At 59.8% G+C, this 25,116-nt stretch carries 27 protein-coding genes; 9 read left to right on the forward strand and 18 right to left on the reverse strand.

The window, feature by feature from the left end; all coding sequences use genetic code 11:
- Nucleotides 1–16 precede the first annotated feature (16 nt).
- Nucleotides 17–736, reverse strand: a complete 720-nt coding sequence (locus AAGF34_RS19575) for a Crp/Fnr family transcriptional regulator (protein ID WP_342617378.1) — start codon at nucleotides 734–736, stop codon at nucleotides 17–19.
- A gap of 139 nt (nucleotides 737–875) precedes the next feature.
- Here AAGF34_RS19575 and AAGF34_RS19580 point away from each other — a divergent pair, with 139 nt between their 5' ends.
- Nucleotides 876–2,867 carry a hypothetical protein gene (locus AAGF34_RS19580; RefSeq protein ID WP_342617379.1) on the forward strand — a complete coding sequence of 664 codons (1,992 nt, stop codon included), beginning with the start codon at nucleotides 876–878 and terminating at the stop codon, nucleotides 2,865–2,867.
- Between the two features lie 6 nt (nucleotides 2,868–2,873).
- On the opposite strand, the gene AAGF34_RS19585 is transcribed toward AAGF34_RS19580, so the two are convergent.
- Nucleotides 2,874–3,881 carry a D-2-hydroxyacid dehydrogenase family protein gene (locus AAGF34_RS19585; protein ID WP_342617380.1) on the reverse strand — a complete coding sequence of 336 codons (1,008 nt, stop codon included), beginning with the start codon at nucleotides 3,879–3,881 and terminating at the stop codon, nucleotides 2,874–2,876.
- A gap of 102 nt (nucleotides 3,882–3,983) precedes the next feature.
- On the opposite strand from AAGF34_RS19585, the gene AAGF34_RS19590 reads away from it, so the two are divergent.
- Nucleotides 3,984–4,499, forward strand: coding sequence for a DUF1993 domain-containing protein (locus AAGF34_RS19590; RefSeq protein WP_342617381.1), 516 nt, complete (start codon nucleotides 3,984–3,986; stop codon nucleotides 4,497–4,499).
- Nucleotides 4,500–4,527: 28 nt separating this feature from the next.
- Here the strand turns inward: AAGF34_RS19590 and AAGF34_RS19595 are convergent, their stop codons facing one another.
- Together AAGF34_RS19595 and lexA are read right to left on the reverse strand one after the other, a co-directional pair.
- Entirely contained in the window at nucleotides 4,528–4,770 is a 243-nt protein-coding gene (locus tag AAGF34_RS19595; protein ID WP_342617382.1) for a hypothetical protein, read from the reverse strand.
- Between the two features lie 110 nt (nucleotides 4,771–4,880).
- Nucleotides 4,881–5,555, reverse strand: coding sequence for a transcriptional repressor LexA (lexA, locus tag AAGF34_RS19600; RefSeq protein ID WP_342617383.1), 675 nt, complete (start codon nucleotides 5,553–5,555; stop codon nucleotides 4,881–4,883).
- Nucleotides 5,556–5,668: 113 nt separating this feature from the next.
- On the opposite strand from lexA, the gene AAGF34_RS19605 reads away from it, so the two are divergent.
- On the forward strand, nucleotides 5,669–6,649 hold the full coding sequence (locus AAGF34_RS19605; RefSeq protein ID WP_342617384.1) for an asparaginase: 981 nt from the start codon (nucleotides 5,669–5,671) through the stop codon (nucleotides 6,647–6,649).
- A gap of 61 nt (nucleotides 6,650–6,710) precedes the next feature.
- On the opposite strand, the gene adk is transcribed toward AAGF34_RS19605, so the two are convergent.
- From adk to AAGF34_RS19635, 6 genes are all read right to left on the reverse strand, one after another.
- Nucleotides 6,711–7,364 (reverse strand): adenylate kinase, encoded by a 654-nt coding sequence (gene adk / locus AAGF34_RS19610; protein ID WP_342617385.1) that lies wholly within the window; start codon nucleotides 7,362–7,364, stop codon nucleotides 6,711–6,713.
- A gap of 102 nt (nucleotides 7,365–7,466) precedes the next feature.
- The gene (gene kdsB / locus AAGF34_RS19615) at nucleotides 7,467–8,255 is read right to left on the reverse strand and encodes a 3-deoxy-manno-octulosonate cytidylyltransferase (RefSeq protein ID WP_342617386.1); all 789 of its coding nucleotides are present in this window, start codon (nucleotides 8,253–8,255) and stop codon (nucleotides 7,467–7,469) included.
- 11 nt (nucleotides 8,256–8,266) lie between these two features.
- Nucleotides 8,267–8,449 carry a Trm112 family protein gene (locus AAGF34_RS19620; RefSeq protein WP_342617387.1) on the reverse strand — a complete coding sequence of 61 codons (183 nt, stop codon included), beginning with the start codon at nucleotides 8,447–8,449 and terminating at the stop codon, nucleotides 8,267–8,269.
- Nucleotides 8,430–9,497, reverse strand: coding sequence for a tetraacyldisaccharide 4'-kinase (gene lpxK / locus AAGF34_RS19625; protein WP_342617388.1), 1,068 nt, complete (start codon nucleotides 9,495–9,497; stop codon nucleotides 8,430–8,432). Before lpxK ends, AAGF34_RS19620 begins: the two co-directional genes overlap by 20 nt.
- Before the next feature lie 4 nt (nucleotides 9,498–9,501).
- Complete coding sequence (locus AAGF34_RS19630) at nucleotides 9,502–9,930, reverse strand: biopolymer transporter ExbD (RefSeq protein ID WP_342617389.1); 429 nt, start codon at nucleotides 9,928–9,930, stop codon at nucleotides 9,502–9,504.
- 28 nt (nucleotides 9,931–9,958) lie between these two features.
- Nucleotides 9,959–10,585 (reverse strand): MotA/TolQ/ExbB proton channel family protein, encoded by a 627-nt coding sequence (locus AAGF34_RS19635; protein ID WP_342617390.1) that lies wholly within the window; start codon nucleotides 10,583–10,585, stop codon nucleotides 9,959–9,961.
- 295 nt (nucleotides 10,586–10,880) lie between these two features.
- Here AAGF34_RS19635 and xseA point away from each other — a divergent pair, with 295 nt between their 5' ends.
- The 3 genes from xseA (at nucleotide 10,881) to AAGF34_RS19650 (ending at nucleotide 13,223) form a co-directional block, all read left to right on the forward strand.
- Entirely contained in the window at nucleotides 10,881–12,194 is a 1,314-nt protein-coding gene (gene xseA / locus AAGF34_RS19640; protein WP_342617391.1) for an exodeoxyribonuclease VII large subunit, read from the forward strand.
- A gap of 48 nt (nucleotides 12,195–12,242) precedes the next feature.
- Nucleotides 12,243–12,824 carry a Fe-Mn family superoxide dismutase gene (locus AAGF34_RS19645; RefSeq protein WP_342617392.1) on the forward strand — a complete coding sequence of 194 codons (582 nt, stop codon included), beginning with the start codon at nucleotides 12,243–12,245 and terminating at the stop codon, nucleotides 12,822–12,824.
- Between the two features lie 99 nt (nucleotides 12,825–12,923).
- Nucleotides 12,924–13,223, forward strand: a complete 300-nt coding sequence (locus AAGF34_RS19650; protein WP_342617393.1) for a flagellar basal body rod protein — start codon at nucleotides 12,924–12,926, stop codon at nucleotides 13,221–13,223.
- A 29-nt stretch (nucleotides 13,224–13,252) separates the two neighbouring features.
- Here AAGF34_RS19650 and AAGF34_RS19655 read toward each other — a convergent pair whose 3' ends face one another.
- Nucleotides 13,253–13,924 carry a PilZ domain-containing protein gene (locus AAGF34_RS19655; RefSeq protein WP_342617394.1) on the reverse strand — a complete coding sequence of 224 codons (672 nt, stop codon included), beginning with the start codon at nucleotides 13,922–13,924 and terminating at the stop codon, nucleotides 13,253–13,255.
- Nucleotides 13,925–13,927: 3 nt separating this feature from the next.
- On the reverse strand, nucleotides 13,928–14,968 hold the full coding sequence (locus tag AAGF34_RS19660; RefSeq protein ID WP_342617395.1) for an alpha/beta hydrolase: 1,041 nt from the start codon (nucleotides 14,966–14,968) through the stop codon (nucleotides 13,928–13,930).
- A gap of 83 nt (nucleotides 14,969–15,051) precedes the next feature.
- On the opposite strand from AAGF34_RS19660, the gene AAGF34_RS19665 reads away from it, so the two are divergent.
- Entirely contained in the window at nucleotides 15,052–15,264 is a 213-nt protein-coding gene (locus AAGF34_RS19665) for a hypothetical protein (protein WP_342617396.1), read from the forward strand.
- Nucleotides 15,261–16,379 (forward strand): NAD(P)/FAD-dependent oxidoreductase, encoded by a 1,119-nt coding sequence (locus tag AAGF34_RS19670; protein WP_342617397.1) that lies wholly within the window; start codon nucleotides 15,261–15,263, stop codon nucleotides 16,377–16,379. The genes AAGF34_RS19665 and AAGF34_RS19670 overlap by 4 nt, the downstream gene beginning before the upstream one ends.
- On the opposite strand, the gene AAGF34_RS19675 is transcribed toward AAGF34_RS19670, so the two are convergent.
- Nucleotides 16,357–17,436 carry a quinone-dependent dihydroorotate dehydrogenase gene (locus AAGF34_RS19675; protein WP_342617398.1) on the reverse strand — a complete coding sequence of 360 codons (1,080 nt, stop codon included), beginning with the start codon at nucleotides 17,434–17,436 and terminating at the stop codon, nucleotides 16,357–16,359. The genes AAGF34_RS19670 and AAGF34_RS19675 overlap by 23 nt on opposite strands.
- A gap of 45 nt (nucleotides 17,437–17,481) precedes the next feature.
- On the opposite strand from AAGF34_RS19675, the gene rpiA reads away from it, so the two are divergent.
- Entirely contained in the window at nucleotides 17,482–18,201 is a 720-nt protein-coding gene (gene rpiA / locus AAGF34_RS19680; RefSeq protein WP_342617399.1) for a ribose-5-phosphate isomerase RpiA, read from the forward strand.
- Here the strand turns inward: rpiA and AAGF34_RS19685 are convergent.
- The 5 genes from AAGF34_RS19685 to AAGF34_RS19705 form a co-directional block, all read right to left on the reverse strand.
- On the reverse strand, nucleotides 18,198–18,827 hold the full coding sequence (locus AAGF34_RS19685; protein WP_342617400.1) for a glutaredoxin family protein: 630 nt from the start codon (nucleotides 18,825–18,827) through the stop codon (nucleotides 18,198–18,200). The genes rpiA and AAGF34_RS19685 overlap by 4 nt on opposite strands.
- 27 nt (nucleotides 18,828–18,854) lie before the next feature.
- Nucleotides 18,855–20,885: a M3 family metallopeptidase gene (locus AAGF34_RS19690; protein WP_342617401.1), complete on the reverse strand. Its 2,031-nt coding sequence runs from the start codon at nucleotides 20,883–20,885 to the stop codon at nucleotides 18,855–18,857.
- Nucleotides 20,886–20,938: 53 nt separating this feature from the next.
- Nucleotides 20,939–21,811 carry a bifunctional methylenetetrahydrofolate dehydrogenase/methenyltetrahydrofolate cyclohydrolase FolD gene (gene folD, locus AAGF34_RS19695; protein WP_342617402.1) on the reverse strand — a complete coding sequence of 291 codons (873 nt, stop codon included), beginning with the start codon at nucleotides 21,809–21,811 and terminating at the stop codon, nucleotides 20,939–20,941.
- A gap of 81 nt (nucleotides 21,812–21,892) precedes the next feature.
- A complete protein-coding gene (locus AAGF34_RS19700; RefSeq protein ID WP_342617403.1) occupies nucleotides 21,893–22,519 on the reverse strand; it encodes a response regulator in 627 nt (208 codons plus the stop codon).
- A gap of 16 nt (nucleotides 22,520–22,535) precedes the next feature.
- Nucleotides 22,536–25,070, reverse strand: a complete 2,535-nt coding sequence (locus AAGF34_RS19705; RefSeq protein ID WP_342617404.1) for a PAS domain S-box protein — start codon at nucleotides 25,068–25,070, stop codon at nucleotides 22,536–22,538.
- Nucleotides 25,071–25,116 lie beyond the last annotated feature (46 nt).

Consider the following 25,116-nt stretch of genomic DNA (forward strand, 5'->3'; position numbering starts at 1 on the left):
GTATATTGCCTCGACGTCAATGCTCTAATTCAATGATGCGCATCAGGGCTTGCCGGTCACGCACCACCAGGCCGCCGGATTCAATGCGGATCGCCTCTTCACGCTCCATGGACTTGAGCTCTTGGTTGACGCGTTGCCTCGAAGCACCCAAAAGCTGCGCCAGCTCTTCTTGCGCCAAGTGCAGACCAATACGCACCTCGTTGCCATTGCTGAGTGAAGGCACCCCGTAACTGCGCACCAGATGCAGCAGCTGTTTGGCAAGTCTGGCCCGCAAGGGCAGGGTGTTGAGATCCTCCACCAAGCCGTAGAGCTGCCTGATCCGCCGTGCGTGCAGGCGCAACAGGGCTTCGTAGAGTTCCACATGGCTGGCCAGGATCTTCTTGAAGTCTGCCTTGGCAACGCACATGGTGGTGCACTCACCGTGGGCATAGGCGTCGTGGGTCCGGCGGTCTCCATCGAAAATGGAAACATCCCCGAACCAGATGCCGGGCTCCACGTAAGTCAACGTAATTTGCTTGCCGGATATGGATGTCGAGCTAACCCGTATAGCTCCTTTGGCGCACGCAAACCATTCTTCAGGCGGCTCTCCCCGTGCAGTTATCAAATCGCCATCCTGAAATCGGCGTACATATGCGCATCGCAATATGTCGTGCCGCAGGCTTGGGGATAGTGATGAAAACCAACGCCCGCTGTTTATGGCTGTGCGTTCTTCTACCGTCAATATGGGTTCATCCATGCGCATCCAAATTCGGGTTGTTTGCTAATTCCGTCCAACTTCTATTGTCGACTGGCGTGGCGCCATTTGCACAGTGTTGTGTCACGCGGGTGTCAGGTGGTTAATAAACCGCATACCTGTGCCAAAATGTGAAATAACTATGAAGCTCAATCGCAAAACCGTTTTCGGAGTCTTATTGGCCGCGCTGTTCGTGGCTTCGACAAACGTCTCTGCCCTGACTCTGGGAAAAATGCGCGGTTCTGCACTTTTGGGTAAGGAACTCGATCTGGCGGTATCCGTAGAGTACGCTGCAGATGAGGATATTGCGCCCAATTGCTTCAATGCCGATGTGCGCTTTGGGGATATTGCGGTTGAAGGCAGTCGTTTGTCGGTGAACGTCGTTTCGGGGCCGCAACCCCAAACCAAGACCGTTCACATCACAACCAGCTCCCGTGTGGGAGATGCAGTCGTAACCGTCAACCTTCGCACATCCTGCGGGCCCAAGGCCTCGCGGCGTTATGTTTTGCTGGCCGATGTTCTCAGTGAGTCTGATGCCGCTCCGCCTGGTGGGGCGTTGGCCTCTGCCAACGTACAACCGACCCGAAAGTCTGACTCTGCCTCGGCAGCAGTCAAACCAACGGGAGACATCGCTGCAGCGCCCGTTGTCGCCAAAACAACGGGCGTAACTTCTTCTCCTGCTGCCAAGAAGGCACCGGCTAGCAGTCCCGTCAAGAAGACAGCAACTGCCAGCCCTGTTGCTGAACATGCGGCTGCGGCGAAAGCGGCCAACCAAGCCAATGCGCTGATTCTGGAAGATCTCCAGCACCGTGTGGATGGAATTGAAAAGTGGCAGGCTCAGAGCACGGCAGCAGAGGATTTGCTCAAGAGTCAGGACCGCAATCAGGTACTGGAGGCGGGGCTGACTGGCCTGAAAGTGGTGACAGCCAAGAATCAACAAAACCTCCAACAGGTTGCTGCTGCCTTGGAAGGGATGGAGTCCGAGAACTATGGACGCCCACTGGTCTACGCGTTGGGCGCTTTGCTCGTGGTATGTGCGGTGGCGGTGGCATACGTCCTGAAACGCTCGCGTTCAAGTGGATCCGACGCTTCGCCCTGGTGGCTGGGCGGAGAAGGGCGCGCCGAGGCAAGGCCACCGAAGGCTGGCACTTCTGAGTCCACTGCTACCTCTGCATCGCAGTCGATAGCGGGATCGTCGCAATTGCCTGAGGCTGTCCAGACCATTGCGGTTGCGGCCACCGAAAGCAAACCTGCTGCCCCAGCCGTTGATGTGGATTTCGATATTGACTTTGCTGCAGCCCCCGCTGGCGATGCGAGTCCCATGACGCCTGTTGCACCCGCGTCCGCATTGAAGGAGGAAAGTCCGGACAAGGCCACGGCGACTCCGGTCAACGCAGTCCAGAATCGTGTCATCAATACGAAGGAAATGCTCGATGTTCGGCAGCAAGCCGAATTCTTCATGGCGTTAGGTCAGCATGATGACGCCGTGCGCTTGTTGGAAGAGAGTATTCAAAACAGTTCCGAAGCCAATCCTCTGGTGTATCTGGACTTGCTAAAGATCTTCCACACCTTGAGTCGGCGCGAGGATTTCGAGCGTTATCGCGCTGAATTCAACCAGTACTTCACAGGTCGCGTGCCCTCATATGCCGACTTTTTGTCGGAAGGCAATGGTCTGGACGCCTACGATGAAATCTGTCAGCAGATCGTCGTGTTGTGGCCAACCGAATACACGGTGGACTTCATCGAACAGTGCTTGGTGAGAACTCCTGAGGATGATCCGGAACAGGGCATTGACCTGGAGGCGTTCAAAGACTTGTTGCTTCTCTACGGCATCCTCAAGCGGTTGAGTCAACCGGCAGATTCGTCTATGGTGCCCTTCAGTACGTCGCGGCTGTCCAGCTCTCAGGTCGCGGTTCTGGAGCCGAAGCATCCTGATATAGAGCATATAGATATCGAGGCCGCCGCTGTGCCTCTGCCGACGATTTCAGGCACGGTGGATGAGCCAGTTGTGGACCTGGATCTGGACATCGGTGGCGAAGGCGTACCGGACAAAGAGCCGGAGCCCGGGAACCTCATCGATTTCGATATGTCCGGTTTTGTCAAACCCGAGCCGAACAAGCCGGAACAGAAATAAGCCAGGTTAGCGGCGCACCTGCAGTGCGCCAGGGTTGACGATATTGGTTGGCGTGCCTTTGATGAAGTTCACCACATTGTCAAACGCAGCACCAAAATATTCCTCGTAGGTGCTTTGCTCCACGTAGCCAATATGGGGAGTGCAGATGCAGTTCTCCAGGCGTAACAAAGCGTGGCCCTGAAGAATGGGTTCCGTCTCAAACACATCCACCGCCGCCAGACCGGGGCGCCCCCGGTTCAAGGCACTGATCAGTGCATCAGGTTCAATCAAGTCGGCCCTGGATGTATTGACCAGAATCGAGGTGGGTTTCATCAAGGCAAGGTCACTGGCTCGCACAATGTGTTGCGTTGCCTCATTCAGTCGCAGATGCAAGGAAATCACGTCGGAGTGTGTAAAGAACAGTTCCTTGCTGGGCGCCGCAATGTGGCCATCGTGCACTGCCGCCTCGCGGGAAGACTCACTTCCCCAGATGATGGTCTGCATTCCAAATGCTTTGCCATATCCGGCGACCAGTTTGCCTATTCTTCCGTATCCCCATATGCCCAGCTTCTTGCCGGTCAGTGTGGTGCCAATTCCAAAATTTGGGGGCATGGAGCTCGCCTTCAGTCCGGACTGCTGCCAGGCCCCGTGCTTCAAATTGCCAATGTAGTGGGGTAACCTGCGCATGGCCGCCATCAGCAACGCCCAGGTTAGTTCAGCCGGCGCCACCGGTGAGCCGGCGCCTTCGGATACAGCAATGCCACGTTCAGTACAGGCTTGCAGGTCGATATGGCTGCCAGCACGCCCGGTCTGGGAAATCAATTTCAGCTTGGGCAGCTTGTCAATGAGCTGGCGATTGATTGCGGTGCGTTCACGTATGAGCACCAGAATGTCGGCATCCTTGAGTCGCACCGAAAGCTGCCCAAGACCCTTGACCGTGTTGGTGTACACCTTGGCTTGATAGGGTTGCAGCTTGCTGGCGCATTCGAGCTTGCGCACCGCATCTTGGTAATCGTCCAGAATCACTATGTTCATGCCCCCATTGTGCCTTGATGGAGACAGAAAAACTCAGGCAGAACGGCGGCGGATAGGCGCTAACATGCGCTTCCCTTTGGTTTACTCGTTTGAAAGATATCCATGTCCATTTCCATGTCATCGGCCAGCCTTCCGGTATTTGCAGGCATGCTCAGCAACCTGAGTCATTTATTGGATAAGGCGCAAGCCTTTGTGGATACCAAGAAGTGTGATCCTGTTGCCATCACGCAGTACCGTCTGGCGCCGGACATGCTGCCATTCACCAAGCAGATTCAGATTGCATGTGACGCCGCAAAAAACGGAATTGCCAGGCTGTCTGGGATGGAGGCGCCCCGATTTCCGGATGACGAGCAAACACTGGCTGAACTAAAAGAACGCATTGCAAAAACATTGGCCTATTTGCAGACCGTGCCAGCGCACGCAGTGGACGGAACCGAGTCCAAGGAAATCACCTTCCCAGTAGGAAGGGACACCATGCGCACAATGCAAGGTGAGGCATACCTGAAACAGTGGGTGCTGCCGAATCTGTTTTTCCACATCACCACAGCCTATGCAATCCTGCGTCACAACGGCGTGGATGTGGGAAAAAAGGACTATCTGCTGGGTGCAGCCGCCTGACCGGGGGGCACACCCAGACGGGCCACTCTTAGTGCAGCGCCGCCTCGCTGGCGGCCAAGCGGTCCAACTCGGCACAAACGTCAGCCATACGCCCCGAAATGACCAGCCTGCCTACGCCGGCAGGCGTTTGGCCTCTGTCCACCACACGCAAGACCCGCAAAGGCCTGGAAGAAGCCATGGCGGGCGACAGATTGATCGCATCAGTCCCACGGCTGACGCCAGCCAGACAGGCTGTCATGCCGCCTCGAGGGAACGCATTTTGAACGGCCATGGGTGTCGGCCTGGCACTATGTGGCCGGCCGCCCATAAGGCGGAGCAAACCCTGGACCAGTTTATCTTGCATAAGCATTGCGATATTCATAGATTTCTCCCGGTTGCGGCTCACATGAGCATGGTGTTGCGGATAAGGCCAACTGCGAGTCCTTCGATTTCGAAGGGGTCTCCAGGTTCCACCACGATGGTTTGGTAATCCGGGTTTTCCGGATGCAGTTCGATCAGGTGTTTGTTGCGGCGGAAGCGCTTGACAGTCACCTCGTCGCCGAGCCGGGCCACAATAATCTGGCCATTCTTGGCATCTTTGGTAGCTTGCACGGCGAGCAAGTCGCCGTCCATGATTCCCGCATCACGCATGGACATGCCTCGTACCTTGAGCAGGTAATCCGGTTGCCGCTGGAACAGGCTGTTTTCCACGTAGTAGGTTTGGTCCACATGCTCTTGGGCGAGAATGGGAGAGCCTGCTGCAACGCGGCCCACCAGAGGCAACGCCAGTTGGGCCAAACCGGGGAGAGGCAGGGAGAATTGTTTGACTCTGGACTCGTTGATGGAGCGCAAAGTCTCACTCTTGAGTCGGATGCCACGAGAAGTGCCGCTGACCAATTCGATGACACCTTTGCGGGCCAGGGCTTGCAGATGCTCTTCAGCCGCATTGGCGGACTTGAAACCGAGCTCGTTGGCGATTTCTGCACGGGTAGGAGGCGCCCCGGTACGTGCGATAGCGCTTTGGATCAAATCCAGAATCTGCTGTTGTCGGGCAGTGAGTTTGGGGCTTTCGAGCATGCTGACTCCTTTGGTGTGCACTGGATGGATCACTGGGATTGCAGACACTGTTTTCTTATCCAGTGACTGTATTTTTAACCAGTTTTATGCTTTTGACAAGAGGGTGACGTGATATGGCGAAAAAAGTGGTTTTTCTAGGTATGGGTGGGACGATTGCTGGCAAGGCGCAGAACGCTGGAGACAACGTGGGATACACGGCCGGCCAAGTGGGCGTTCAACAGTTGCTTCAGTCGGTGCCTGGTCTTGACAAGGCAGTGGGCGACGATCTGCCTGTGTCTGAACAGGTGTGTCAGATCGACAGCAAGGATCTTGAGCACTGTGATTGGTTCACGTTGACTGCCAGGGTTCTCCACCATCTGCAGATGCCGGATGTGCGCGCAGTCGTCATCACGCACGGGACGGATACGCTGGAAGAAACCGCCTACTGGTTGTCGCGAGCGTTGCCAGGGAAGATGCTCAACCAGAAGCCAGTGGTATTGACCTGCGCCATGCGGCCGGCCAGTTCACTGGCGCCGGACGGGCCCACGAATATGGCGGATGCAGCCACGGTGGCATGTTTTCAAGGTGCGCGGGGCCTGTTGGTGGTGTGCGCGGGCAAGATTTTCGAAGCGGCGCATGTGCAGAAGGTGCATCCCTATCGCGTCGACGCATTTGATGCGGGCGAGGCCGGCCCCCTCGGCGTGGTGGAGGAAGGGAGCGTTCGCCTGTTGTTCAATTGGCCGAATGCGGATGCTCTGCGGCCTGGACTGGACTGCGCACAGTTGCAGGCGCGCGGTTTGCCGCGTGTGGAAGTCTTGCTGAATCACGCAGGTGCCAGTGGTGCCATCGTGCGCAGCCTGCTCAACCCTGTGGAGGGTGACGCACCGGTACGCGGCATTGTCGTTGCCGGAACCGGCAACGGCACTATTCACAAGGATCTTGAGGCCGCGTTGCAGCTTGCACAACGTCAGGGCGTACGGGTCGTGCGCGTTAGCCGATGCGCCTACGGCTGTGTAGTGGGTTCTGCCGCCGCCGATGGTGCCTTTGCGCATTACGGTTTGTCGGCCGTAAAGGCTCGCATCGCGCTCATGCTGGACCTGGTTGAGGCGACTTAGGCGCGATCACCACATATGCAAAGGGCCGCAAGTGCGGCCCTTTGGGGTTGTACGAAGTTGATTACTGAAGTGCTTCAAACACCCGCGCCGTGATGGAGTCCACATCGCCCATGCCGCTGATGGCGCGGTACTTGGGTGCCTTGGTTGGCTCCTTTTGGGCCCACTCGGAGTAGTACTGCACCAGTGGGCGCGTTTGCGCGCTGTACACATCCAGACGCTTGCGAACGGTCTCTTCCTTGTCGTCTTCGCGCTGGATCAGCGGCTCGCCGGTAATGTCGTCCAGGCCTTCCACCTTGGGTGGGTTGAATTTCACATGGTAAGTGCGGCCCGATGCTGCGTGCGAACGGCGTCCGCTCATGCGCTCAATGATGGCTTCAAAGGGAACGTCGATTTCCAGCACATAGTCCAGCGTCACACCAGCGGCCTTCATGGCATCAGCTTGGGGGATGGTGCGAGGGAATCCGTCGAACAGGAAGCCGTTGGCACAGTCCGGCTGCGTGAGACGCTCCTTGACCAGATTGATGATCAGCTCGTCGCTGACCAGACCACCCGCAGCCATCACCGCCTTGGCTTCCAAGCCCAGGGGAGTACCGGCCTTGACCGCTGCGCGCAACATATCACCCGTGGAAATCTGCGGGATGCCGAATTTTTGGCAAATGAATGTGGCTTGTGTGCCTTTCCCGGCGCCGGGTGCGCCCAACAGAATCAGTCTCATGGAACCCCTCTTTTTACTTAAATGATGTGCTCATCACGGAGCTTTCGCCCGCAGCTACAGAATGCAAATTAACGCGCGAGAATAGCATGGCGTGCCTATAGGCTAACTTACAGATGATGCAGGTGGGGCGCCGGCAGCAAACACGCGTCGAACACGTTCCAAGTCTTCCGGTGTATCGACCCCTGCGCCCGGCGCAGCATCGGTCGTATGTACGGCAATCTGGTGGCCGTGCCACAGGGCGCGCAGTTGCTCCAGTGCTTCGGTTATTTCCATGGGCGCCTGTGCCAGAGAGGGAAAGCTGCGCAAGAACCCCACACGGTAGGAGTAGATACCGATGTGGCGAAGTGGCGCAGGCTTTGGCAGCGTCTGAATGCCTTCGGCAAAGCCGTCACGCCACCAGGAGATAGGTGCCCGGCTGAAATACAAAGCCATTCCCGAAGCGTTCAGGACAACCTTGACCACATTCGGATTCTTGAAGTCTTGCACACTGTCAATGCTGTGCGCTGCCGTGCCCATGCTCGCGCCCTGGTTTTGTTCCAGCAATCGAGCAACTGCATGTACCAAGGCGGGGTCTATCAAGGGCTCGTCCCCTTGCACGTTCACGACGATGTCTTCGTCGGCCAAACCCAGCAGCACGCAGGCTTCGGCCAGGCGGTCGCTGCCCGAGGGGTGGTCTTCACGGGTCAGCACGGCCTCCACGCCAAACTGTTGGCATGCCAATAGGATGCTAGGGTGATCCGCCGCCACCACAACCCGCACCGTGGGTGGCATCCCCCGAGTCACACGTTGCGCCACGCGGACTACCATGGGAATGCCAGCAATGTCTGCCAGCGGTTTGTTGGGAAGCCGGGTCGACGCCAACCGCGCCGGTATCAATACGGTAAACGCCATCTCCGGGACGCTTACAGGCCAAGTTCGGCGTCGCTGAGTGTCCGTGCTTCGTTCTCCAGTAGCACGGGTATGCCGTCTCGCACCGGATAAGCCAAGCGGGCAGAGCGGGAGATCAGCTCCTGTTTCTCACGGTCGTACTCAAGTGGCCCTTTGGTGACGGGGCAGACAATCAGTTCAAGCAGTTTGGTGTCCATGTGTGGATGATAGCTTTGTACGGCGCACATCATCCACCAGACCATCCAGTGCAACCCAAAAGGCGGATTCCTGCGTCTGGATCAACGGTACGGCCAACGCATCGGGCCAGATTTCCCAAAGCTTGGCGGCATCCTTTTCGGTGCAGAGAACCTGGTAACCCTGCAACAGGTCGGCGTTCAGTGACTGGAAGTCGAAGTGGTCGGGCAGCGGTAGCGATTTGTCCAGCGCAATACCCATCGCGGTAAGAGACGAAAAGAACGCTTCGGGTCTGGCAATACCAGCCAGCGCCAACAACGGCTGCCTCAGCGTGGCGATTTCGATCTTTGCGCCATGGCGGTCAACAGCATGGCGGTCCAGAGAGCGCTCTGCGGAGAATCCAGGCAAGCGTTTGTGCAAGCCGGTATGCAATACCAGCAAGCGCGCATCATCCTGTCCCACCGCCTGCAAGGCCTTTCGCGGCCACGGCTCACGCAGGGGGCCGGCGGGTAGCATCCAGCCGTTGCCCACGCCGCGATCATCAAATACACAAACCTCTATGTCTCTGTACAAGGCGTAATGCTGCAGCCCGTCATCGCACACCAGTAGCTGCGTATCCGGGTGTTGCATAAGCAAGGCGCTAGCTGCGGCGTGGCGGTCACGCCCCACGTAAACCGGCACATCCGTAGCGCGTGCAATCAGCAAAGGCTCGTCACCCACGGATGCAACGTTGTCCTTGGCGGAAACTGCGCGAACGTCGTCACTTTGGCGCCCATAACCGCGTGACACAACGCCCACCTTCCATCCACGCGAGCGCAAGTGCAAAACAATGGACACCGTGGTTGGCGTCTTGCCGGCTCCGCCCGCAATGGCATTGCCGACCACGATGACAGGGCGGTCTAATACCTTTGCCTTGCGCAGTCCTGATTGATAGGTCCAGCGGCGCAGAAATACCAAGGCGGCGTAGACAAGACTGATGGGGAGCAGAAGGGTGGCAATGACTCCGCGACGCTGCCAGGCGCTGACCAAGGTCATGCCCAGCTTCTGGGGCAGATCATGGCCAACGCCCATGCCTTTACTGAATACCAGCCTGAGCGGACGTCTGTGTCGCGAACGTGATGTGGTTCAGGCCTGCGCGCCGTGCAGCTTCCATGACCGTGATCACGGACTGGTGTTTGGCGCTGGCGTCCGCGCTGATCACCACAACGGCATCCTTTCCACCTTTGGCCGCATCTGTCAGTGCCGCCGCGATGCTGTCCAGTGTGCGACTTACCAGGGGCATCTTGTTCACGCTGAGATTGCCGTCCGCGGCGATGGCCACGATCAATTCCTTGGGGTAGTCCTTCTGGGCTTCCGTATCCGCTGCGGGCAGGACAATCTGCATTTCCGTGAACTTGCTGTAGGTGGTGGAAAGCATCAGAAAGATCAGCACCACCAACAGCACGTCGATGAACGGAATCAGATTGATTTCCGGCTCTTCATTGGTTCTTTTGCGAAAGTTCATGGAACGATTGCCTATGCGGTCCTGCGGCTTACTTGCGCAACGCTTTGAGATGGCGCGCCAGCCGATCAGCAGACAACTCCAATGTCAGCAGGTACTCGTCCACACGACCACGGAAGTAGCGCCAGAAGATGAGCGAAGGGATGGCCACGATCAGACCGAAAGCGGTGTTGTAGAGCGCAATGGAAATACCGTGCGCCAACTGCGCCGGATTGCCACCGCTTGATCCCCCTGGCGCCTGCGAGCCAAAAATTTCGATCATGCCCACCACCGTGCCAAACAGTCCCATCAGGGGTGCGGCAGAAGCAATCGTGCCCAGCGCGCTGAGGTAATGCTCCAGTCGATGGGCGACCTGGCGACCCACGCTCTCCATGCTAGCCCGCAAGTCTTCTTCGCTGAGCAGCGGCTCGGTATTCACTGCGCGCAGTCCGCTGGCAAGCACCTTTCCCAAGGCGGAGTTCTTCTCCAGTTGGTTGATGACTTCGCTTCCAGGAATTCCTTTGCGCGTCACGCCAATGACTTCGTCCAAAAGGCGGGCGGGCGCCACCTTCTTGGTCTGCAGACTGATGAAGCGTTCAATGATGATTGCCAGGGCGAGAACCGAGCATGCGACAAGAGGCCAAATTGGCCAGCCAGCGGCTTGTATGATGGAAAGCAAGTGTCCCCTCCGTGCGATTGGTGTGCGTCGGGATTATGACCCACATGGCTGCCCCGGCAACGCACAGTTTCTGTGGATAACTTTGTGTAGAAGTCTGTGCAATCAGGCTCGCGAACCACGCTGGCATGGGGCTTTGACACTTTGATGACATTTGCAGCAGAAAAAAACGTAATGAAATCAAGCTACTTGGACGGAGGCTTGCGGCTGTCGGCAGCATTGCTGACAGCGTCCTACCGAACGCCTGAACTGGGGATGACAGTTATGCATCCGCTTACAACATTTTTGGAAATCCAGCATGGTTGATGCCTTCGATGCAGAGCCAAGGCAGCGTGTTTGGCCGGTTGGCGCCCTTTGCCGCGCCATCGCTGATGCGCTGGAATCGCGCTTCAATCCGGTAGCGGTTGCCGGGGAGATATCCGGCTTTTCCCGCGCTGCCAGCGGGCATTGTTATTTCTCGTTGAAGGACGCAAGCGGTCAATTGCGCTGCGCCATGTTTCGCCGGGCTGCCAGCATGCTGGACTTTGTTCCGCGCGACGGCGACAAGGTGGAGGTGCGTGGGCGTCTGGGTGTATACGAGCCCCGAGGCGAATTGCAGCTAATTGTGGAAAGTCTGGCGCGGGCAGGACAGGGCAGTCTGTTCGAGCAGTTTCTGCAGTTGAAAGCCAAGCTGGAGGCGCAGGGGCTGTTTGACCCCGCCCGAAAGCGCCCATTGCCAGCTATGCCTAGGGGCATAGGCTTGGTGACTTCGCTGGGCGCGGCGGCCCTGCACGATGTGGTAAGTGCGCTGCAAAGGCGTGTACCGCACATCCCCGTAACCCTGGCGCCCGCTTCTGTGCAAGGGGAAAACGCACCGCGAGAGCTGGTGCAGGCCCTGCAATCGCTGTATGCACAAGCGCAGGACGGGCCGGCAGTAGGCAACGGCGTTCCGGTCGACGTGATTCTGCTGGTGCGTGGTGGCGGCGCGCTGGAAGACCTGTGGGCCTTCAACGACGAACAACTGGCGCGTACCGTGGCGGCAAGCCCGGTACCCGTCATCAGCGGGGTAGGGCATGAAACCGATTTCACCATAGCCGACTTCGTTGCCGACCTGCGCGCTCCCACGCCAACGGCTGCGGCGGAAATGGTCAGTGCCGACCGTGATTCGTATTTGCGGGAGCTCAGCGACCTGGAGCAACACCTGCGCAAAGCCTTGGTGCGTTTCATGGAGCGCGAGGCACAGCAGGTGGATCATCTGGCTGCGCGGATCGGACGTCCGTCGGGCGCCTTGACCCGCCATGCCGCTGGTCTGGCCACATTGCAGCAGGGCATGCAATACGCCCTGCGTGCGGGAGTGCAGCGACGCTGCGATGCAGTGGATCGACTAGGGCAAAGCCTGCCCCGTGCTGCCCAGCTTGCCGTGCAGCGGTTGCATGACTCCTGCGACCGGGCAGAGCTGCGGCTGCGTGCGCTGGATCCGGCTTTGGTTCTGCAGCGCGGATATGCGTGGCTCACCACGCACAGTGGTGCGCCCATCACTTCTGTGAGCCAGGTCGCAAAGGGCGAGGAGTTGATGGCAACTTTGGCCGACGGTACGGTTGATCTGTTGGTGCAAAACGCGAAAAGCAATTAGTTCCTACAATGTGCAACTGTCAAAAACCAACCAACCGAAGAGGAATCCATGGAACACACCTTGCCCGCCTTGCCCTACGCGATTGACGCACTGGCACCTGCCTATTCCAAAGAGACTTTGGAGTTCCACCACGGCAAGCACCACAACGCCTATGTGGTGAACCTGAACAACCTGCAAAAGGGCACCGAATTCGAGAGCATGACCCTCGAAGAAATTATCAAGAAGTCCAGCGGCGGCATCTACAACAATGCAGCACAGATCTGGAACCACACCTTCTTCTGGAACGGCATGAAGCCCGCAGGCGGCGGTGAACCCACAGGTGCACTGGCTACCGCCATTTCCGCCAAGTGGGGCAGCTACGCTGCCTTCAAGGAAGCCTTCGTGAAGTCTGCGGTCGGCAATTTCGGCTCCGGCTGGACCTGGCTGGTCAAGAAACCCGATGGCTCGGTTGATATCGTCAATACCGGCGCTGCCGGCACTCCCTTGACCACCGCTGACAAGGCACTGCTGACGGTTGACGTATGGGAACATGCGTACTACATTGACTACCGCAATCTGCGCCAGAAATATGTGGAAACCTTCTTTGACAAGCTGGTCAACTGGGGCTTTGCGGAAGGCAACTTCGCCTGATCCAGGTGGCCAACTCGGGGGATTGCGGTCTCCTGATAGTCTCCCAGGCCTGAAGCTGTCTTCAGGCCTTTTTTTCGCCAACTCTCGGGAGAGCCGTTCATGTCCTCCATCAGCTCCATAGCCCAGTCTGGGATGAATGCCGCGCAGCGCCAGCTGGATGCGGTGGCCACCAATGTCGCCAAATTCGCCACCGAAGGACTCCAGAACCGCGATGTGCTGCAAACGGCACTGGCTGTGGGTGGCGTGGTAGCGAATGTCGCGAGTTCAGGGTCCTCTGGGTCATCCCTGGCAACCGATCTGGTAACGCAATTGCAAGCCAAGAATTCGTTCCTCGCCAATTTGGCAGTTTTCAAGGCGGGCGACGCCATCGCCGGCGCTCTGCTGGATCAGAAGGCGTAGCCCCGTTAGCAGCCCAATGCCCCAGCCTCTCAGGAAGTCTGGGTCAGGTAGCTCAGCACCAGTTTGTCCTGCTGCTTCAAATCCTTGAACGAAACACCCACGAAGTAGGCGTCTTCGTAGCTGGCGCGGTTGTTGTGGCAGACGATTGCCTGCAGCACCAGTTCTTGCGGCGTTTCATCAACCTGAACCGACATGGTCATGCGCAGGTTGGCGCCTACCGGGGCCAGACTGCTGTCGGCCTTGATCATGGCGCCGCGTACGCTGATGTCGATCAGCGTGACCGCCACATTGCTGGTCTGGTCTCCGGGTTGCGGCAAAGCGACGCGAGTTGGCCAGGAGCGCTTGACGCGCATGCTCTGGCGTACCAGCTTGGCGTCAACCTGGGCCGGATAGGCCAGCAGCGCGTAGGTGAAAGGCTGCACAAAGGTTTGCAGCACCTTGGATGGAAACGAGTATTCGTATTGCCCGGTAAAGCCACGTACCAGGCATATGTCACCCGCCTTCAGATCGCTGGGCTCGGTATCGGTTCCCAATGCCCCCACCATCACACCTTTGCCCTCAATAGCGCCGAAAAACTGGGACTCCCGCTTGCTGGCACCTGCAACCAGGCGTCGGGTCTGCAGTGCCATGCCGGGTTTTAGCCCCAGGGCACGCAATGGCAACCGGTTGACTGCGTCGGGAGTGTTCTCGTTATCGGACATCGCTCAGCGCAGCTCCTTGGGAAGGGATTGAACCCATTGGACAATGGTCTGAGCCATGGGCGCAACGGCTGCCGGGTCCTTGATGGCGCCGACCAGCACGTGCTGCCCCTGGGCTTTGCTATAGGTTACTGGCTCAATGGACTTATGGGCCGCACCCAGCCGGGTAAATGCAGAGCGGGTCTGTGCCACATCCACGGTCTGATCAGCTTCGCTGAACAGCACCAGCACAGGCGTCTGAAACCGCGACAGGTCGCTGTTGCGCACGCTTTTGACCAAGGCCATCATGGGGAAAAGTGCCTTTGTGGGATAGCTTTCGGTCCAGGCCTGCGCCTCCGCGGCACTTTCGGGCGTTGAACTGCGGGTGGGGCCTTGCACCCACAGCGCGATGCGTTGGCCCCAAGGACCGTTGATCAGTTCCGAGCGTTTGTCCTTGGGACCGAAGTTGGGCGACACAAACACATGGGCGGCAACCCGTGATGCATCCGGCGATGTGCCCAGCCAGGTCGCGAGCGTGGAGCCAGTCGAACAACTGATCAGCAGCACCTTGTCCCCCAGCGTCTGTCCTATGCGCACGGCCTCCAGCGTATCTGCCATCCAGTCCTGTGCGCTGGCTTCTCCCATGGCTGCGCCATCGGTACGCCCATGGCCTGTCAGTCGGGTGTAGAACACATTGGCGCCCAACTGCGCCGCCACCGTCTCGGCCAGCGGCGCGGTTTCCATGCGGCTGGCCGAAAAGCCGTGGATGTACACCACGGACCAGTGCGTGCGCACGCCTGGCGCACTGGCCCAGACAATGCCTTTGGCATTGCCGGGTTTGATGTCGGGAAACGCCTTTTCGCTGGCGTCGACCCAATCGGCCAACGCTGTTATGTCCTGCGGAGGCAGAGGCCTAACGGTCGCCACAGAGCCTCCCATCGGGTTGCGTGGCCCCAGCCAGAAGCCCAGCGCTCCCAGCAGTACCAACAGCAAAAACAGGGCGCCTGCACGACGCAGCCATGGGGTGGTCTTGCCGCTTGCAATGGATGTGGTGGGGGGAGGTGACATGGGCTAGCATCGGGACTTGATTGACTGTGATGGTACACCGGCACTGCGTGAACCCTTGGGTCCAGACGCAGGGAGATTTACCCATGAAAAAGATTCTTTTATTGCGTACGTTGGCTCGGTTCATGGTCTTGGGAGGTGCGCTCCTGCTGGGGGCCTGTGCCAAGGTGAATGACGCCGGCAGGTGGCTGGTCAGCGTTGCCTACGGCGTGTCGGAAAGTGATGCCCTGGCCTTTCTCAAGGCCCCGCCTGGCAAGAAACTGGTGGTGGGCGCAGACGGAGCGCTCGCCCTGCAGTGAACCCATCCGCTGAACATCTGGATTGCCTGGTGATCGGTGCCGGGGTGGTCGGATTGGCGATTGCCCGTGCCTTGGCGCAGCAAGGGCGCGATGTGGTGGTCGTGGAAGCACAAAGCGCCATCGGCACCCAGACCAGCGCTCGCAACAGCGAAGTCATCCATGCGGGCATCTACTACCCCGAAGGTTCACTGAAAGCCCGCTTGTGCGTGCGGGGACGGCAGCTGCTTTACGCCTATTGCGCCGAGCGCACCATTGCACACAGGCGTTGCGGCAAACTCATAGTCGCCACCGATGAGGACCAACTAAAGGCTCTGGTGCAGTTGCAATTGCGGGCACAGGCCAATGGCGTTTCGGACCTTGTCTGGCTCGATGGGACCCAGGCACACACTCTGGAGCCTGCACTGCGTTGCGTGGCGGCTTTGCATTCGCCTTCTACCGGCATCGTGGACAGCCAGTCCTTCATGCGTGCGCTGCATGCCGATCTGGAAGACGCGGGTGGTGTCGTCGTGTTCAATACGCGAGTGGAGCGCCGGGATGATCAAGGCGAACGTGGTGCGCAATGGGTGCTGCAGGATGGCACCCGTGTTGTTGCGATGTCCGTCGTCAATGCAGCCGGTCTACAGGCGCCTGACCTGGCCTGTCAGATTGAGGGCCTGGACTCTGCCCATATCCCTACGCCGCACTTTGCCAAGGGCAATTACTTTGCACTGACAGGCCGCGCACCTTTTTCGCGGCTGATATACCCTGCGCCCGAGGCGGCTGGTCTGGGCGTTCACCTCACATTGGATCTGGGCGGGCAGGCCCGTTTCGGGCCTGATGTGGAGTGGGTCGATGATCCAGAGGACTTGCAAGTCCGACCGCAACGCGGGGATGTGTTCTATGCCGAAGTGCGCAAGTACTGGCCCGAGCTCCCGCATGGCGCGCTGGTTCCGGCATTTGCGGGCATGCGGCCCAAGATCAGCGGTCCGGGTGAGGCTGCTGCCGATTTCTGCATACAAGGTCCGCAGGATCACGGCGTACCGGGGCTGGTCAACCTGTTTGGCATTGAGTCGCCAGGGTTGACCAGTGCGCTGGCGATCGGCGAGATGGTGGCTAGGCTCGCAGCGAACGGATAGCCTGAGCGGCCTGGCCGACCAGCGCCGGGCCCTTGTAGATCAGGCCGGTGTAGATCTGTACCAGGTCTGCACCGGCCTGGATCTTGGTCACTGCATCCTGTGCGCTGAGGATGCCGCCCACGCCGATGATGGGAAATTCCCTGCCCAGCGCAGCGCGAAGTTGCGCAATCACTTGGTTGCTCATCGCCAGTACTGGCGCACCAGAGAGACCGCCGGTTTCTTCTGCGTGCGGCAAGCCTTTGACTGCATCGCGGCTGAGTGTGGTGTTGGTGGCAATCACACCCCAGGCATTATTGACTTTGCCATTACCGTCTGTGCCGTAGCGCTGGAGTGTGGCGGCAATGACAGCAATCTGGTCAGCATCCAGATCGGGGGCGATCTTGAGGAATACCGGTTTGCGCTGGCCATGGCGTTGGGCCAGCGCCTCCCGGCGTTCGGCAATGGCGCCCAGCAGGGCGTCGAGCGCCGCATCGCTTTGCAGACTGCGCAGGTTCTTGGTGTTGGGGCTGCTGATGTTGACCGTGACGTAGTCCGCATGGGGGTACACGCCGTCCAGGCAGCGCAGATAGTCGCTGGTGGCGTCTTCAATGGGCGTTGCTGCATTCTTGCCAATGTTCAATCCCAGCAACAGGGACGGATGTGCCTGCTGACGCAGTGCGGACCTCTGCACGTTGCGTACAAAGGCGTCCAGCCCCTGGTTGTTGAACCCGAGTCGGTTGATGAGTGCCCGGGCTTTTGGCAGACGGAACATGCGCGGTTTGGGGTTGCCGTCCTGCGGCAAAGGGGTGACAGTGCCCACCTCGACGAAACCAAAGCCCATGGCGCCCAAGCCGTCGATGCAGCGTGCGTTCTTGTCGAGCCCGGCAGCCATGCCGACCCGGTTGGGAAAGCGCAGTCCGGCGACTTCGATGGGGTCTTCCACCCGCGCAGTGCGATAGGCCCATGACAGTGCATTGCCCTGGGTTCCGGCCAAAGCCGACAGGGTGAGGTCATGCGTGGTTTCGGCATCCATGGCGAACAAAAAGGGGCGCACCAGGCCGTAGGGGACGAGAGCCATCGGATAATTCCTGATCTATTGTGTAACTTCCCTGATTTTCCCCCAATGAACCCACCTACCTCGCCAATGCCTTCTGCCACGCCTGCCTTGACCCAGGACGAACTCAAAACCCTGGTGGGGCAGGCGGCCCTCCAGTACGTCGTGCCGGGCGAAATCGTCGGCGTGGGTACCGGCTCCACGGTCAACAAGTTCATTGACGCGTTGGCCAGCATGAAGGACCAGATCAAGGGCGCCGTATCCAGCTCCGTGGCAAGCACGCAGCGCCTGCAGGCCCTGGGCATCCCGGTATTCGAGTCCAATGAGGTCGAGCGACTGTCGGTCTACATCGATGGAGCCGACGAGATCGACGGCAAGGGCAATATGGTCAAGGGCGGGGGCGCGGCGCTCACCCGCGAAAAGATTGTGGCAGCGCAGTCAGCGCGCTTTATCTGCATCGCAGACGAGTCCAAGCTGGTCGAAACGCTGGGCAAATTTCCTCTGCCCGTGGAAGTGATTCCCATGGCTACCAGCCAGTTGATCCGGCGCTTCGCGGCCAAGGGCGGCGTTGGAACCATTCGCCTGAAGGATGGCAAACCTCTGGTCACCGACAACGGGCAACACATTCTGGACGTGACAGGCCTGCAGATCAGCGATCCGCTGGCGTTTGAGGCGGAAGTCAGCCAGTGGCCGGGCGTGGTGACCGTTGGTGTATTTGCATTCCAGCGCGCCAGCGTGTGCCTGCTAGGCACGGCCAGCGGCGTCAAGACGCTGGATTTTCAGGGCTAGAACTGGATACCTGCCGGATTGGACGGACCGGGGGCCGAGGGTGATGCAGGCACCGCTGGCGCTTCCGGTTTTTCTTCCGCCTTGGCCGGCGCAGGCTTCTGCACTGTCACCAGAGGGCTGGCAGGGGCATTGCGGTAGCCGGCAGGCAGCATGGAGGTCCGGGGGTAGCCTGCGGCATCCAGATACTGGGTCCACTCGGCGTCCGAAAAGCCCTTGATACGCTGGCTGCCAATCGTCAGAACGGGCAACGAAGTCTCACCGCTGATGCGTTGCAGCGAGGCAATGTCCTCCTGTGAGGTGACCGTGCGCTCGGAGAAGGGAACACCGCGTGCGCTGAGCAGCGAGCGGCCATTGCCGCAAGGGGCGCAATCGGGTGCACTGTAGAGTGTGACCGGGTACTTGCTCACCACTTGGCGCAACTCGAACGGCAGTGATGCATTGGAGGCAGCAGCGGCAGCGCCCACACCGGTTGTGGCAACCTTGCCTTGATCGGCTGTGATCGGTGGCTTGTCCGAGAATGTGACCTTGCCGTCCGGGCCCACGATCCGATAAACGGTCTGTGCCTGCGCCGCAGCGCACAGGGTCAGCGCAACGGCCACGCATTTCAGCAGGTGTGATGGTTTCATATTCCGGTTCCCCCAATTGGTCACAGTTTAAGCCGACATGCCCTGGTGGCGAAGCAATGCGTCCAGACTGGGCTCGCGGCCACGAAAGGCCTTGAAGGATTCCATGGCCGGACGGCTGCCGCCCGCTTCCAGAATGGCTTGGCGGTATTTTGTGCCGGTTTCCACGCTGGGTGTGCCATCGGGTGCCGCGGTTTCTTCAAATGCCGCATAGGCATCGGCGCTGAGCACTTCGGCCCACTTGTAGCTGTAGTAGCCCGCCGCGTATCCGCCGGCAAAGATGTGGCTGAAGGTATGCGGTGTGCGGCTCCAAGGTGGGGATGGCACCACAGCCACTTCGTCACGCACCTTTTGCAATAGCGCCATGAAGTCGTCCTCCGGTTTGTGCGAGCTGTGTAGCAGCATGTCGAACAGGGAGAACTCGATCTGGCGCAGGGTCTGCAGGCCGCTCTGGAAATTCTTGGCGGCGAGCATCTTGTCGAACAGTTCGCGTGGCAGGGCGGCACCGGTGTCCACATGCGAAGTCATGTGCTGCAGCACGCTCCACTCCCAGCAGAAGTTTTCCATGAACTGGCTGGGCAGCTCGACGGCGTCCCATTCGACGCCGCTGATGCCGGATACGTCATGCTCGCTCACCTGAGTCAGCATGTGGTGCAGGCCATGGCCGAATTCGTGGAACAGGGTGGTGACGTCGTCGTGTGTGAGCAAGGCGGGTTTGCCGTCCACGCCGTCGGCAAAATTGCACACCAGATGGGCCACCGGCGTCTGCATCACGCCATTGTCTGGGCGCAGCCAGCGCCCGCGCACATCGTCCATCCAGGCGCCGCCGCGCTTGCCGGTGCGTGCGCTGGGGTCCAGGTAGAACTGGCCAACCAGTTGGCCCTTGCGGGTGATGCGATAGAACTGCACGCCCGGGTTCCATACCGGAGCCTGGTCGGGCTCAATGGCCACGTCAAACAGGGTCTCCACAATCTTGAACAGCCCGGCCAGCACCTTGGGCGCCGTGAAGTACTGCTTTACCTCCTGCTCGCTGAAGGCGTAGCGCTCTTCCTTGAGCTTTTCGCTGATATAGGGCAGGTCCCAGGGCTGTGGGTCGTTCAGGGCCAGGACCTCGCGGGCGAAGGCGCGCAGGTCGGCCAGATCCTTCTGCGCAAAGGGCTTGGCCTTGGCAGCCAGATTGCGCAGGAAGGCGACCACCGCCTCGGGCGACTCGGCCATCTTGGGTACCAGCGATACCTGGGCGAAGTTGTCGTATCCCAGCAGTTGCGCCTCTTCCTTGCGCAGGGCCAGGATCTCGCGAATGATGGCGCTGTTGTCGAACTTGCGCGCGTCTTCGGGCGCCTGATCCGAACTGCGTGTCACGTAGGCACGGTACATCTTTTCGCGCAGCGCGCTGCTCTTGGCGAATTGCATCACCGGCAGGTAGCAAGGCATCTTGAGGGTGAGCTTGTAGCCCGTCTTGCCATCGGCCTGGGCGCCCGCCAGGGCGGTTTGCATCACGTCTGCCGGTATGCCTTCAACCTCATCCGCGCTGGCGTAGTAGGCAAAGGAGTCGGTGGCGTCCAGCGTGTTTTCGCTGAACTTCTGGCTGAGCTCGGCCTGCTTTTCCTGGATTTCGGCAAAGCGCGTGCGGGCGCTGCCCGTCAGGTCGGCCCCACCTAGCACGAAGTTGCGCATGGCATTCCTGTGGGCCTGGCGCTGTTCGGAATTGAGTGACTGCACGTCCATCGCCTTGTACTTGGCAAACAGCCGCTCGTCAGCGCCCAGGCGTGTCCAGAACTCGGTGACTCGGGGCAGGGCGGCGTTGTAGGCAGCGCGCAGATCAGCCGAGTCGGCCACGCTGTTGAGGTGGTTCACAGCGCCCCAGGCCATGCCCAGCCGCTCGGTGGCCACGTCCAGCACCCGCGCCACTTCCGTCCACTGCGCGGGGAAGTCCGTTGCCGTGACAGTCTCCAGCGCCTTGTTCGCCTGCTCCAGCAACGCGTCGATCGCCTCCGCCACGTGCTCGGGGCGGATCTGGTCAAACAAGGGAAGGGAGTCAAAGCGAAGCAATGGATTCATGGAGGCAGTTCAGGTAATGGAAGGAATGGGTAACAGGTGGCGCCTGAACGTGTTTATGCAAGACCCTTGGCGGCGGCCGCGCGTTCGGCGGCTTCCAGGGTATTGACCAGCAGCATGGCAATGGTCATGGGGCCCACGCCGCCGGGCACTGGCGTGATGTAGCCTGCAACTTGGCTCACGCCAGCGTAGTCCACGTCGCCACAGAGCTTGCCTTCGTCATTGCGGTTCATGCCCACGTCCAGCACCACGGCACCGGGTTTGACCATGTCGGCGGTCAGCACATTGCGTTTGCCCACGGCAGCCACGATGACGTCGGCCTGCAGGGTCATTTCCTTGAGGTTGGCAGTGGCGCTGTGGCAGATGGTGACGGTGGCGTTCTGCGCCAGCAGCATCATGGCCATGGGCTTGCCCACGATGTTGCTGCGGCCAATCACCACCGCATGTTTGCCGCGCAGCTTGTAGCCAATGCTCTCCAGCATCTTCATGCAGCCGTAGGGGGTGCAGGGCCAGAAGCCGGGCTGGCCCACCATGAGGGCACCCGCGCTGGAGACGTGGAAACCGTCCACGTCCTTGGCCGGGGAAATGGCTTCGATCACCTTGTGGGCATCCATGTGTGCGGGCAAGGGCAACTGGACCAAGATGCCGTGGATGCTGTCGTCGTTGTTCAATGAGTCGATGCGGGCCAGCAACTCGGCTTCGGTCATGGTGTCGGGGTAGCGCTCCAGTACCGAGTGCAGACCGGCGTCGCCACAGGCCTTGACCTTGTTGCGCACATAGACCTGGGACGCGGGGTTTTCGCCCACCAGCACAACGGCCAAGCCGGGTGTCAGGCCGCGTTGGGTCAGCACGGCAGTACGGCGTGCCACATCGGCACGGGTGGATGCGGCCAGGGCGTTGCCGTCAATGATGGTTGCGGTAGTGGTCATGCGTGTCTCTGGAGTCGTTCTGGAATAAAAAAGCCCGCAGCTTTGCAGTTGCGGGCCGGTTGGGCCGGTGGTCAGGTCAGTTCAAACTTTGGGAGCATTTTGTCCAAGGGCAATCTTGAGCAGGTCGGCAACTGTATTGGCGCTGAGCTTTTCCATGATGTTGGCGCGGTGCGCTTCTACCGTCTTGATGCTGATGCCCAGGTCGTCGGCAATCTGCTTGTTGAGCCGTCCCGCCACAATGCGCTCCAGCACCTGTGACTCGCGCAGTGTCAGCTTGGACAGCAGGGCATCGCGGTTGACGGCAAGCTGGTAGTCGGCAAACGAGTCCTTGGCGTGGTCCAGCATGCGCTCCACCAAGCTGACCAACTGGTCTTCCTTGAAAGGCTTTTGGATGAAGTCCATGGCGCCTTTTTTCATGGTGTCCACAGCCATGGGCACGTCGCCGTGGCCGGTGATGAACACGATGGGCAGAGGAGAGCGGCCTTCGATCAGGCGGTTTTGCAGCTCCAGTCCGGTCATGCCATCCATGCGGATGTCGGCAATCAGGCAGGCGACTTCGCGGGCGTCGTAGCGGCTGAGAAAGGACTCTGCGGAATCGAAGCACCGTACCCGGTAGCCCTTTCCTTCAAGTAACCATTGCAAGGAGTCTCTTACAGCCTCGTCGTCATCAACGACGTAGACCGTACCTTTTTTTGGAATCAGGCTCATTCAAATGTCCAGACGTTTATGTGCTTAGGGTTGGTGCAACAGGCGTTTGGTAGCCAATATCTGCCACGGGTATCCAGAAGGAGAAACGGCATCCTGCCACTTCGGTGCCATTGTAGATGTTCTCCGCACTCATTCTGCCCAAGTGCGATTCGACGATGGAGCGGCACAGCGACAGGCCGATGCCCATGCCATCAGCCTTGGTGGAAAAGAATGCTTCATACAGTCGGGCCATGACCTCGGGTGCCAGTCCCTTGCCCGAGTCGCGCACGGAAAAATCGATGGCGGACTGCCCGTCCACCTTGGTCGGCACTACGCGCAATTCCACCAGACGCTGCGCCGTGGGGCGTTGCGCCATGTCGATGGACTCGGCGGCGTTGCGCAGCAGATTGACCAGCACCTGCTCTATCAGGATGGGGTCCACCAGCATTACAGGGAGCCGCGCGGCAACGTAGTGGTTGAGCCGCACGTTGCGCCGGCGCAGTTCGATCTCGGCCAGTTCGATGGCTTCGCTCACCATGACGCCTACGTCCGACGGCGTGCGGTTGGGCTCGCTACGCTTCACGAACGAGCGTATGCGCTGGATGATCTGCCCGGCGCGCTGGGCCTGGCGCGCGGTCTTGTCCAGCGCGCCCAGCAGGTCTTCCTCGGTGATCTGGTGCTCCTTGATGCGCGAGATCATGCCGTTGCAGTAGTTGTTGATGGCAGTCAGCGGTTGGTTGAGTTCATGCGCCACGCTGGAGGCCATTTCACCCATGGTGATCAGCCGGCTGGAGTTCTGCGCGCGCTCGGCCTGCGTGGCGGCCTGCTGCTCGGCCAAGCGGCGGCTGGTGATGTCGGTGGCAATCACCATCTGCGCCAGGCGGCCATCAACCCAGCTCAGGTAGCGGGTGCGCACCTCCAGCCACTTGCCCAGGGCGCTGTCGTAGATTTCACCGCTCTCGGTTTCGGTGTCGGCAATAGTTTCGGTGGGCAGACCGGCCAGGGCGTCCACGCTGTCGTCGGAGTCGCTGCTGGTGGGGCTGCTGGGCACACCGGCTTCTGCCACCAACTGCAGATGGCCGTTGGCATGGGTGCCAAACCATTGGCGGTAGAGCTTGTTGGCAAACAGCAGTTCGTCACTACCCAGGGGGGCGACCGATATCGAGGCGTCCAGCGCTTCCAGCACGGTGGTGAAGCGCTGGTGCGATGCCGACAACTGTTCGCGCACCCGGTTGGGCTCGGTGATGTCGGTCATGGAGGTGACCCAGCCGGTCTGCGTGCCCATGGCGTCAATCAGCGGCGCCACGTAGAGCCGTGCATCGAACATGGTGCCGTCGCGCCGCTTGACGCGCACCTGGAATCCGCCCGGCGTGAATTTGCCAGACAGTTCTTCTTCGAGCTTGGACGCCAGCAGTTCGCGGTCGGACTCGGGCCAGTAGGGGAAGGGTGCGGTGTGGCCCACCAGATCGGACTCCTGCCAACCTGTCATCTGACAGAAGGCCGCATTGACATAGGTGATGCGGCCCTGCAGGTCCATGGCGCGCATGCCGGTGAGCATGGAGTTTTCCATGGCGCGGCGGAAGTTAGTCTCGGACATCAAGGCCTGTTGCGCCTGCAGACGGCGGCGGGTGTGGCGCCAGTTGGCGATCAGCATCCACGCCGTCATCACACTGAGTGTGCCCACCAGCCAGAAGAAGCCACTGCCGATCACGCCCAGGGACGCTCGATAAGCCTGGCCACGCACCACCAAACCACTGCCCACGGGCGACACCGCCATGGAGAAGGCGTTGTTGCGGGTGCTCCAGGGCAACCAATTGCTGCCGGCCTTGCGCGCTGGAATCACGGTGCCGGCCAGAAGTCCACCGTTGGCGTCCAGCAGCGAGATGGCGTAGCGCGCAGTCACCTCATCCGGCACACCGTAACGATACAAGCCATCGACCGAAAGCTCCGCCAGCAGCACACCCGAGAAGCGGTTGCGCTCATTCAGGGGAATGTAGATCTGCATCAGCGGTGCGAAATCGGCTGAGCGCAGACGTTGCAGAAACACGGGTTGGCCGTTTTGCTTGACCGAGTTGAAGGCCTGCTCGTTGTCCAAGCGCGTGGCCGGGTCGTTCAGATTGTGGGTTGGGGCTGGCGGGCGCACGGCGGTGCCGGTCCCCACGCGCACCCGGCGACGTTCGTCAATCCACGCCAGACCCTGGATTTCAGGATATTGGTTGAGCATGGAAATGGCGCGACTGCGAAAGTCCTCTACATCCAGCTCACGGTTGGAGACTTCGCGCGCCACCCGGGTGAGCTGCTCCTGACGTTCCAGCAGGCGCAGGCGCAGCCTCTGCTGCGTGTATTCCACATCGCGTTGCACAGCCTCCTGCTCGCGATCGAATTCTTCTGCGCGCAAATAGGCAAATGCCGTGACGATGGCGGCAAAGAATAACAACACAGCAACCAGGGGCGCGAGCATGGCCAGCCGGTCCTGCCGCTGCGGATGCTGGCGCGTCCACCAGTGTTTGGCCTGCTGCACGGCAGGCAAATCCAGGGCGCTGGGAATGGAAATGAGATCGGGCAAAGCCATGCGTCAAGTGTAGGCGATGGCTGTAAGAATTGATCTTCCAAATTTC

Origin of the sequence: Rhodoferax sp. GW822-FHT02A01, assembly GCF_038784515.1 — a bacterium.
In the GTDB taxonomy this organism is placed as follows: Bacteria; Pseudomonadota; Gammaproteobacteria; order Burkholderiales; family Burkholderiaceae_C; genus Allorhodoferax.

Coding starts and splice junctions, on each gene's coding strand:
- AAGF34_RS19575 (WP_342617378.1), bottom strand. CDS start 736: ATGGATGAACCCATATTGACGGTAGAAGAACGCACAGCCATAAACAGC.
- AAGF34_RS19580 (WP_342617379.1), top strand. CDS start 876: ATGAAGCTCAATCGCAAAACCGTTTTCGGAGTCTTATTGGCCGCGCTG.
- AAGF34_RS19585 (WP_342617380.1), bottom strand. CDS start 3,881: ATGAACATAGTGATTCTGGACGATTACCAAGATGCGGTGCGCAAGCTC.
- AAGF34_RS19590 (WP_342617381.1), top strand. CDS start 3,984: ATGTCCATTTCCATGTCATCGGCCAGCCTTCCGGTATTTGCAGGCATG.
- AAGF34_RS19595 (WP_342617382.1), bottom strand. CDS start 4,770: ATGGCCGTTCAAAATGCGTTCCCTCGAGGCGGCATGACAGCCTGTCTG.
- lexA (WP_342617383.1), bottom strand. CDS start 5,555: ATGCTCGAAAGCCCCAAACTCACTGCCCGACAACAGCAGATTCTGGAT.
- AAGF34_RS19605 (WP_342617384.1), top strand. CDS start 5,669: ATGGCGAAAAAAGTGGTTTTTCTAGGTATGGGTGGGACGATTGCTGGC.
- adk (WP_342617385.1), bottom strand. CDS start 7,364: ATGAGACTGATTCTGTTGGGCGCACCCGGCGCCGGGAAAGGCACACAA.
- kdsB (WP_342617386.1), bottom strand. CDS start 8,255: ATGGCGTTTACCGTATTGATACCGGCGCGGTTGGCGTCGACCCGGCTT.
- AAGF34_RS19620 (WP_342617387.1), bottom strand. CDS start 8,449: ATGGACACCAAACTGCTTGAACTGATTGTCTGCCCCGTCACCAAAGGG.
- lpxK (WP_342617388.1), bottom strand. CDS start 9,497: ATGGGCGTTGGCCATGATCTGCCCCAGAAGCTGGGCATGACCTTGGTC.
- AAGF34_RS19630 (WP_342617389.1), bottom strand. CDS start 9,930: ATGAACTTTCGCAAAAGAACCAATGAAGAGCCGGAAATCAATCTGATT.
- xseA (WP_342617391.1), top strand. CDS start 10,881: ATGGTTGATGCCTTCGATGCAGAGCCAAGGCAGCGTGTTTGGCCGGTT.
- AAGF34_RS19645 (WP_342617392.1), top strand. CDS start 12,243: ATGGAACACACCTTGCCCGCCTTGCCCTACGCGATTGACGCACTGGCA.
- AAGF34_RS19650 (WP_342617393.1), top strand. CDS start 12,924: ATGTCCTCCATCAGCTCCATAGCCCAGTCTGGGATGAATGCCGCGCAG.
- AAGF34_RS19655 (WP_342617394.1), bottom strand. CDS start 13,924: ATGTCCGATAACGAGAACACTCCCGACGCAGTCAACCGGTTGCCATTG.
- AAGF34_RS19660 (WP_342617395.1), bottom strand. CDS start 14,968: ATGTCACCTCCCCCCACCACATCCATTGCAAGCGGCAAGACCACCCCA.
- AAGF34_RS19665 (WP_342617396.1), top strand. CDS start 15,052: ATGAAAAAGATTCTTTTATTGCGTACGTTGGCTCGGTTCATGGTCTTG.
- AAGF34_RS19675 (WP_342617398.1), bottom strand. CDS start 17,436: ATGGCTCTCGTCCCCTACGGCCTGGTGCGCCCCTTTTTGTTCGCCATG.
- rpiA (WP_342617399.1), top strand. CDS start 17,482: ATGAACCCACCTACCTCGCCAATGCCTTCTGCCACGCCTGCCTTGACC.
- AAGF34_RS19685 (WP_342617400.1), bottom strand. CDS start 18,827: ATGAAACCATCACACCTGCTGAAATGCGTGGCCGTTGCGCTGACCCTG.
- AAGF34_RS19690 (WP_342617401.1), bottom strand. CDS start 20,885: ATGAATCCATTGCTTCGCTTTGACTCCCTTCCCTTGTTTGACCAGATC.
- folD (WP_342617402.1), bottom strand. CDS start 21,811: ATGACCACTACCGCAACCATCATTGACGGCAACGCCCTGGCCGCATCC.
- AAGF34_RS19700 (WP_342617403.1), bottom strand. CDS start 22,519: ATGAGCCTGATTCCAAAAAAAGGTACGGTCTACGTCGTTGATGACGAC.
- AAGF34_RS19705 (WP_342617404.1), bottom strand. CDS start 25,070: ATGGCTTTGCCCGATCTCATTTCCATTCCCAGCGCCCTGGATTTGCCT.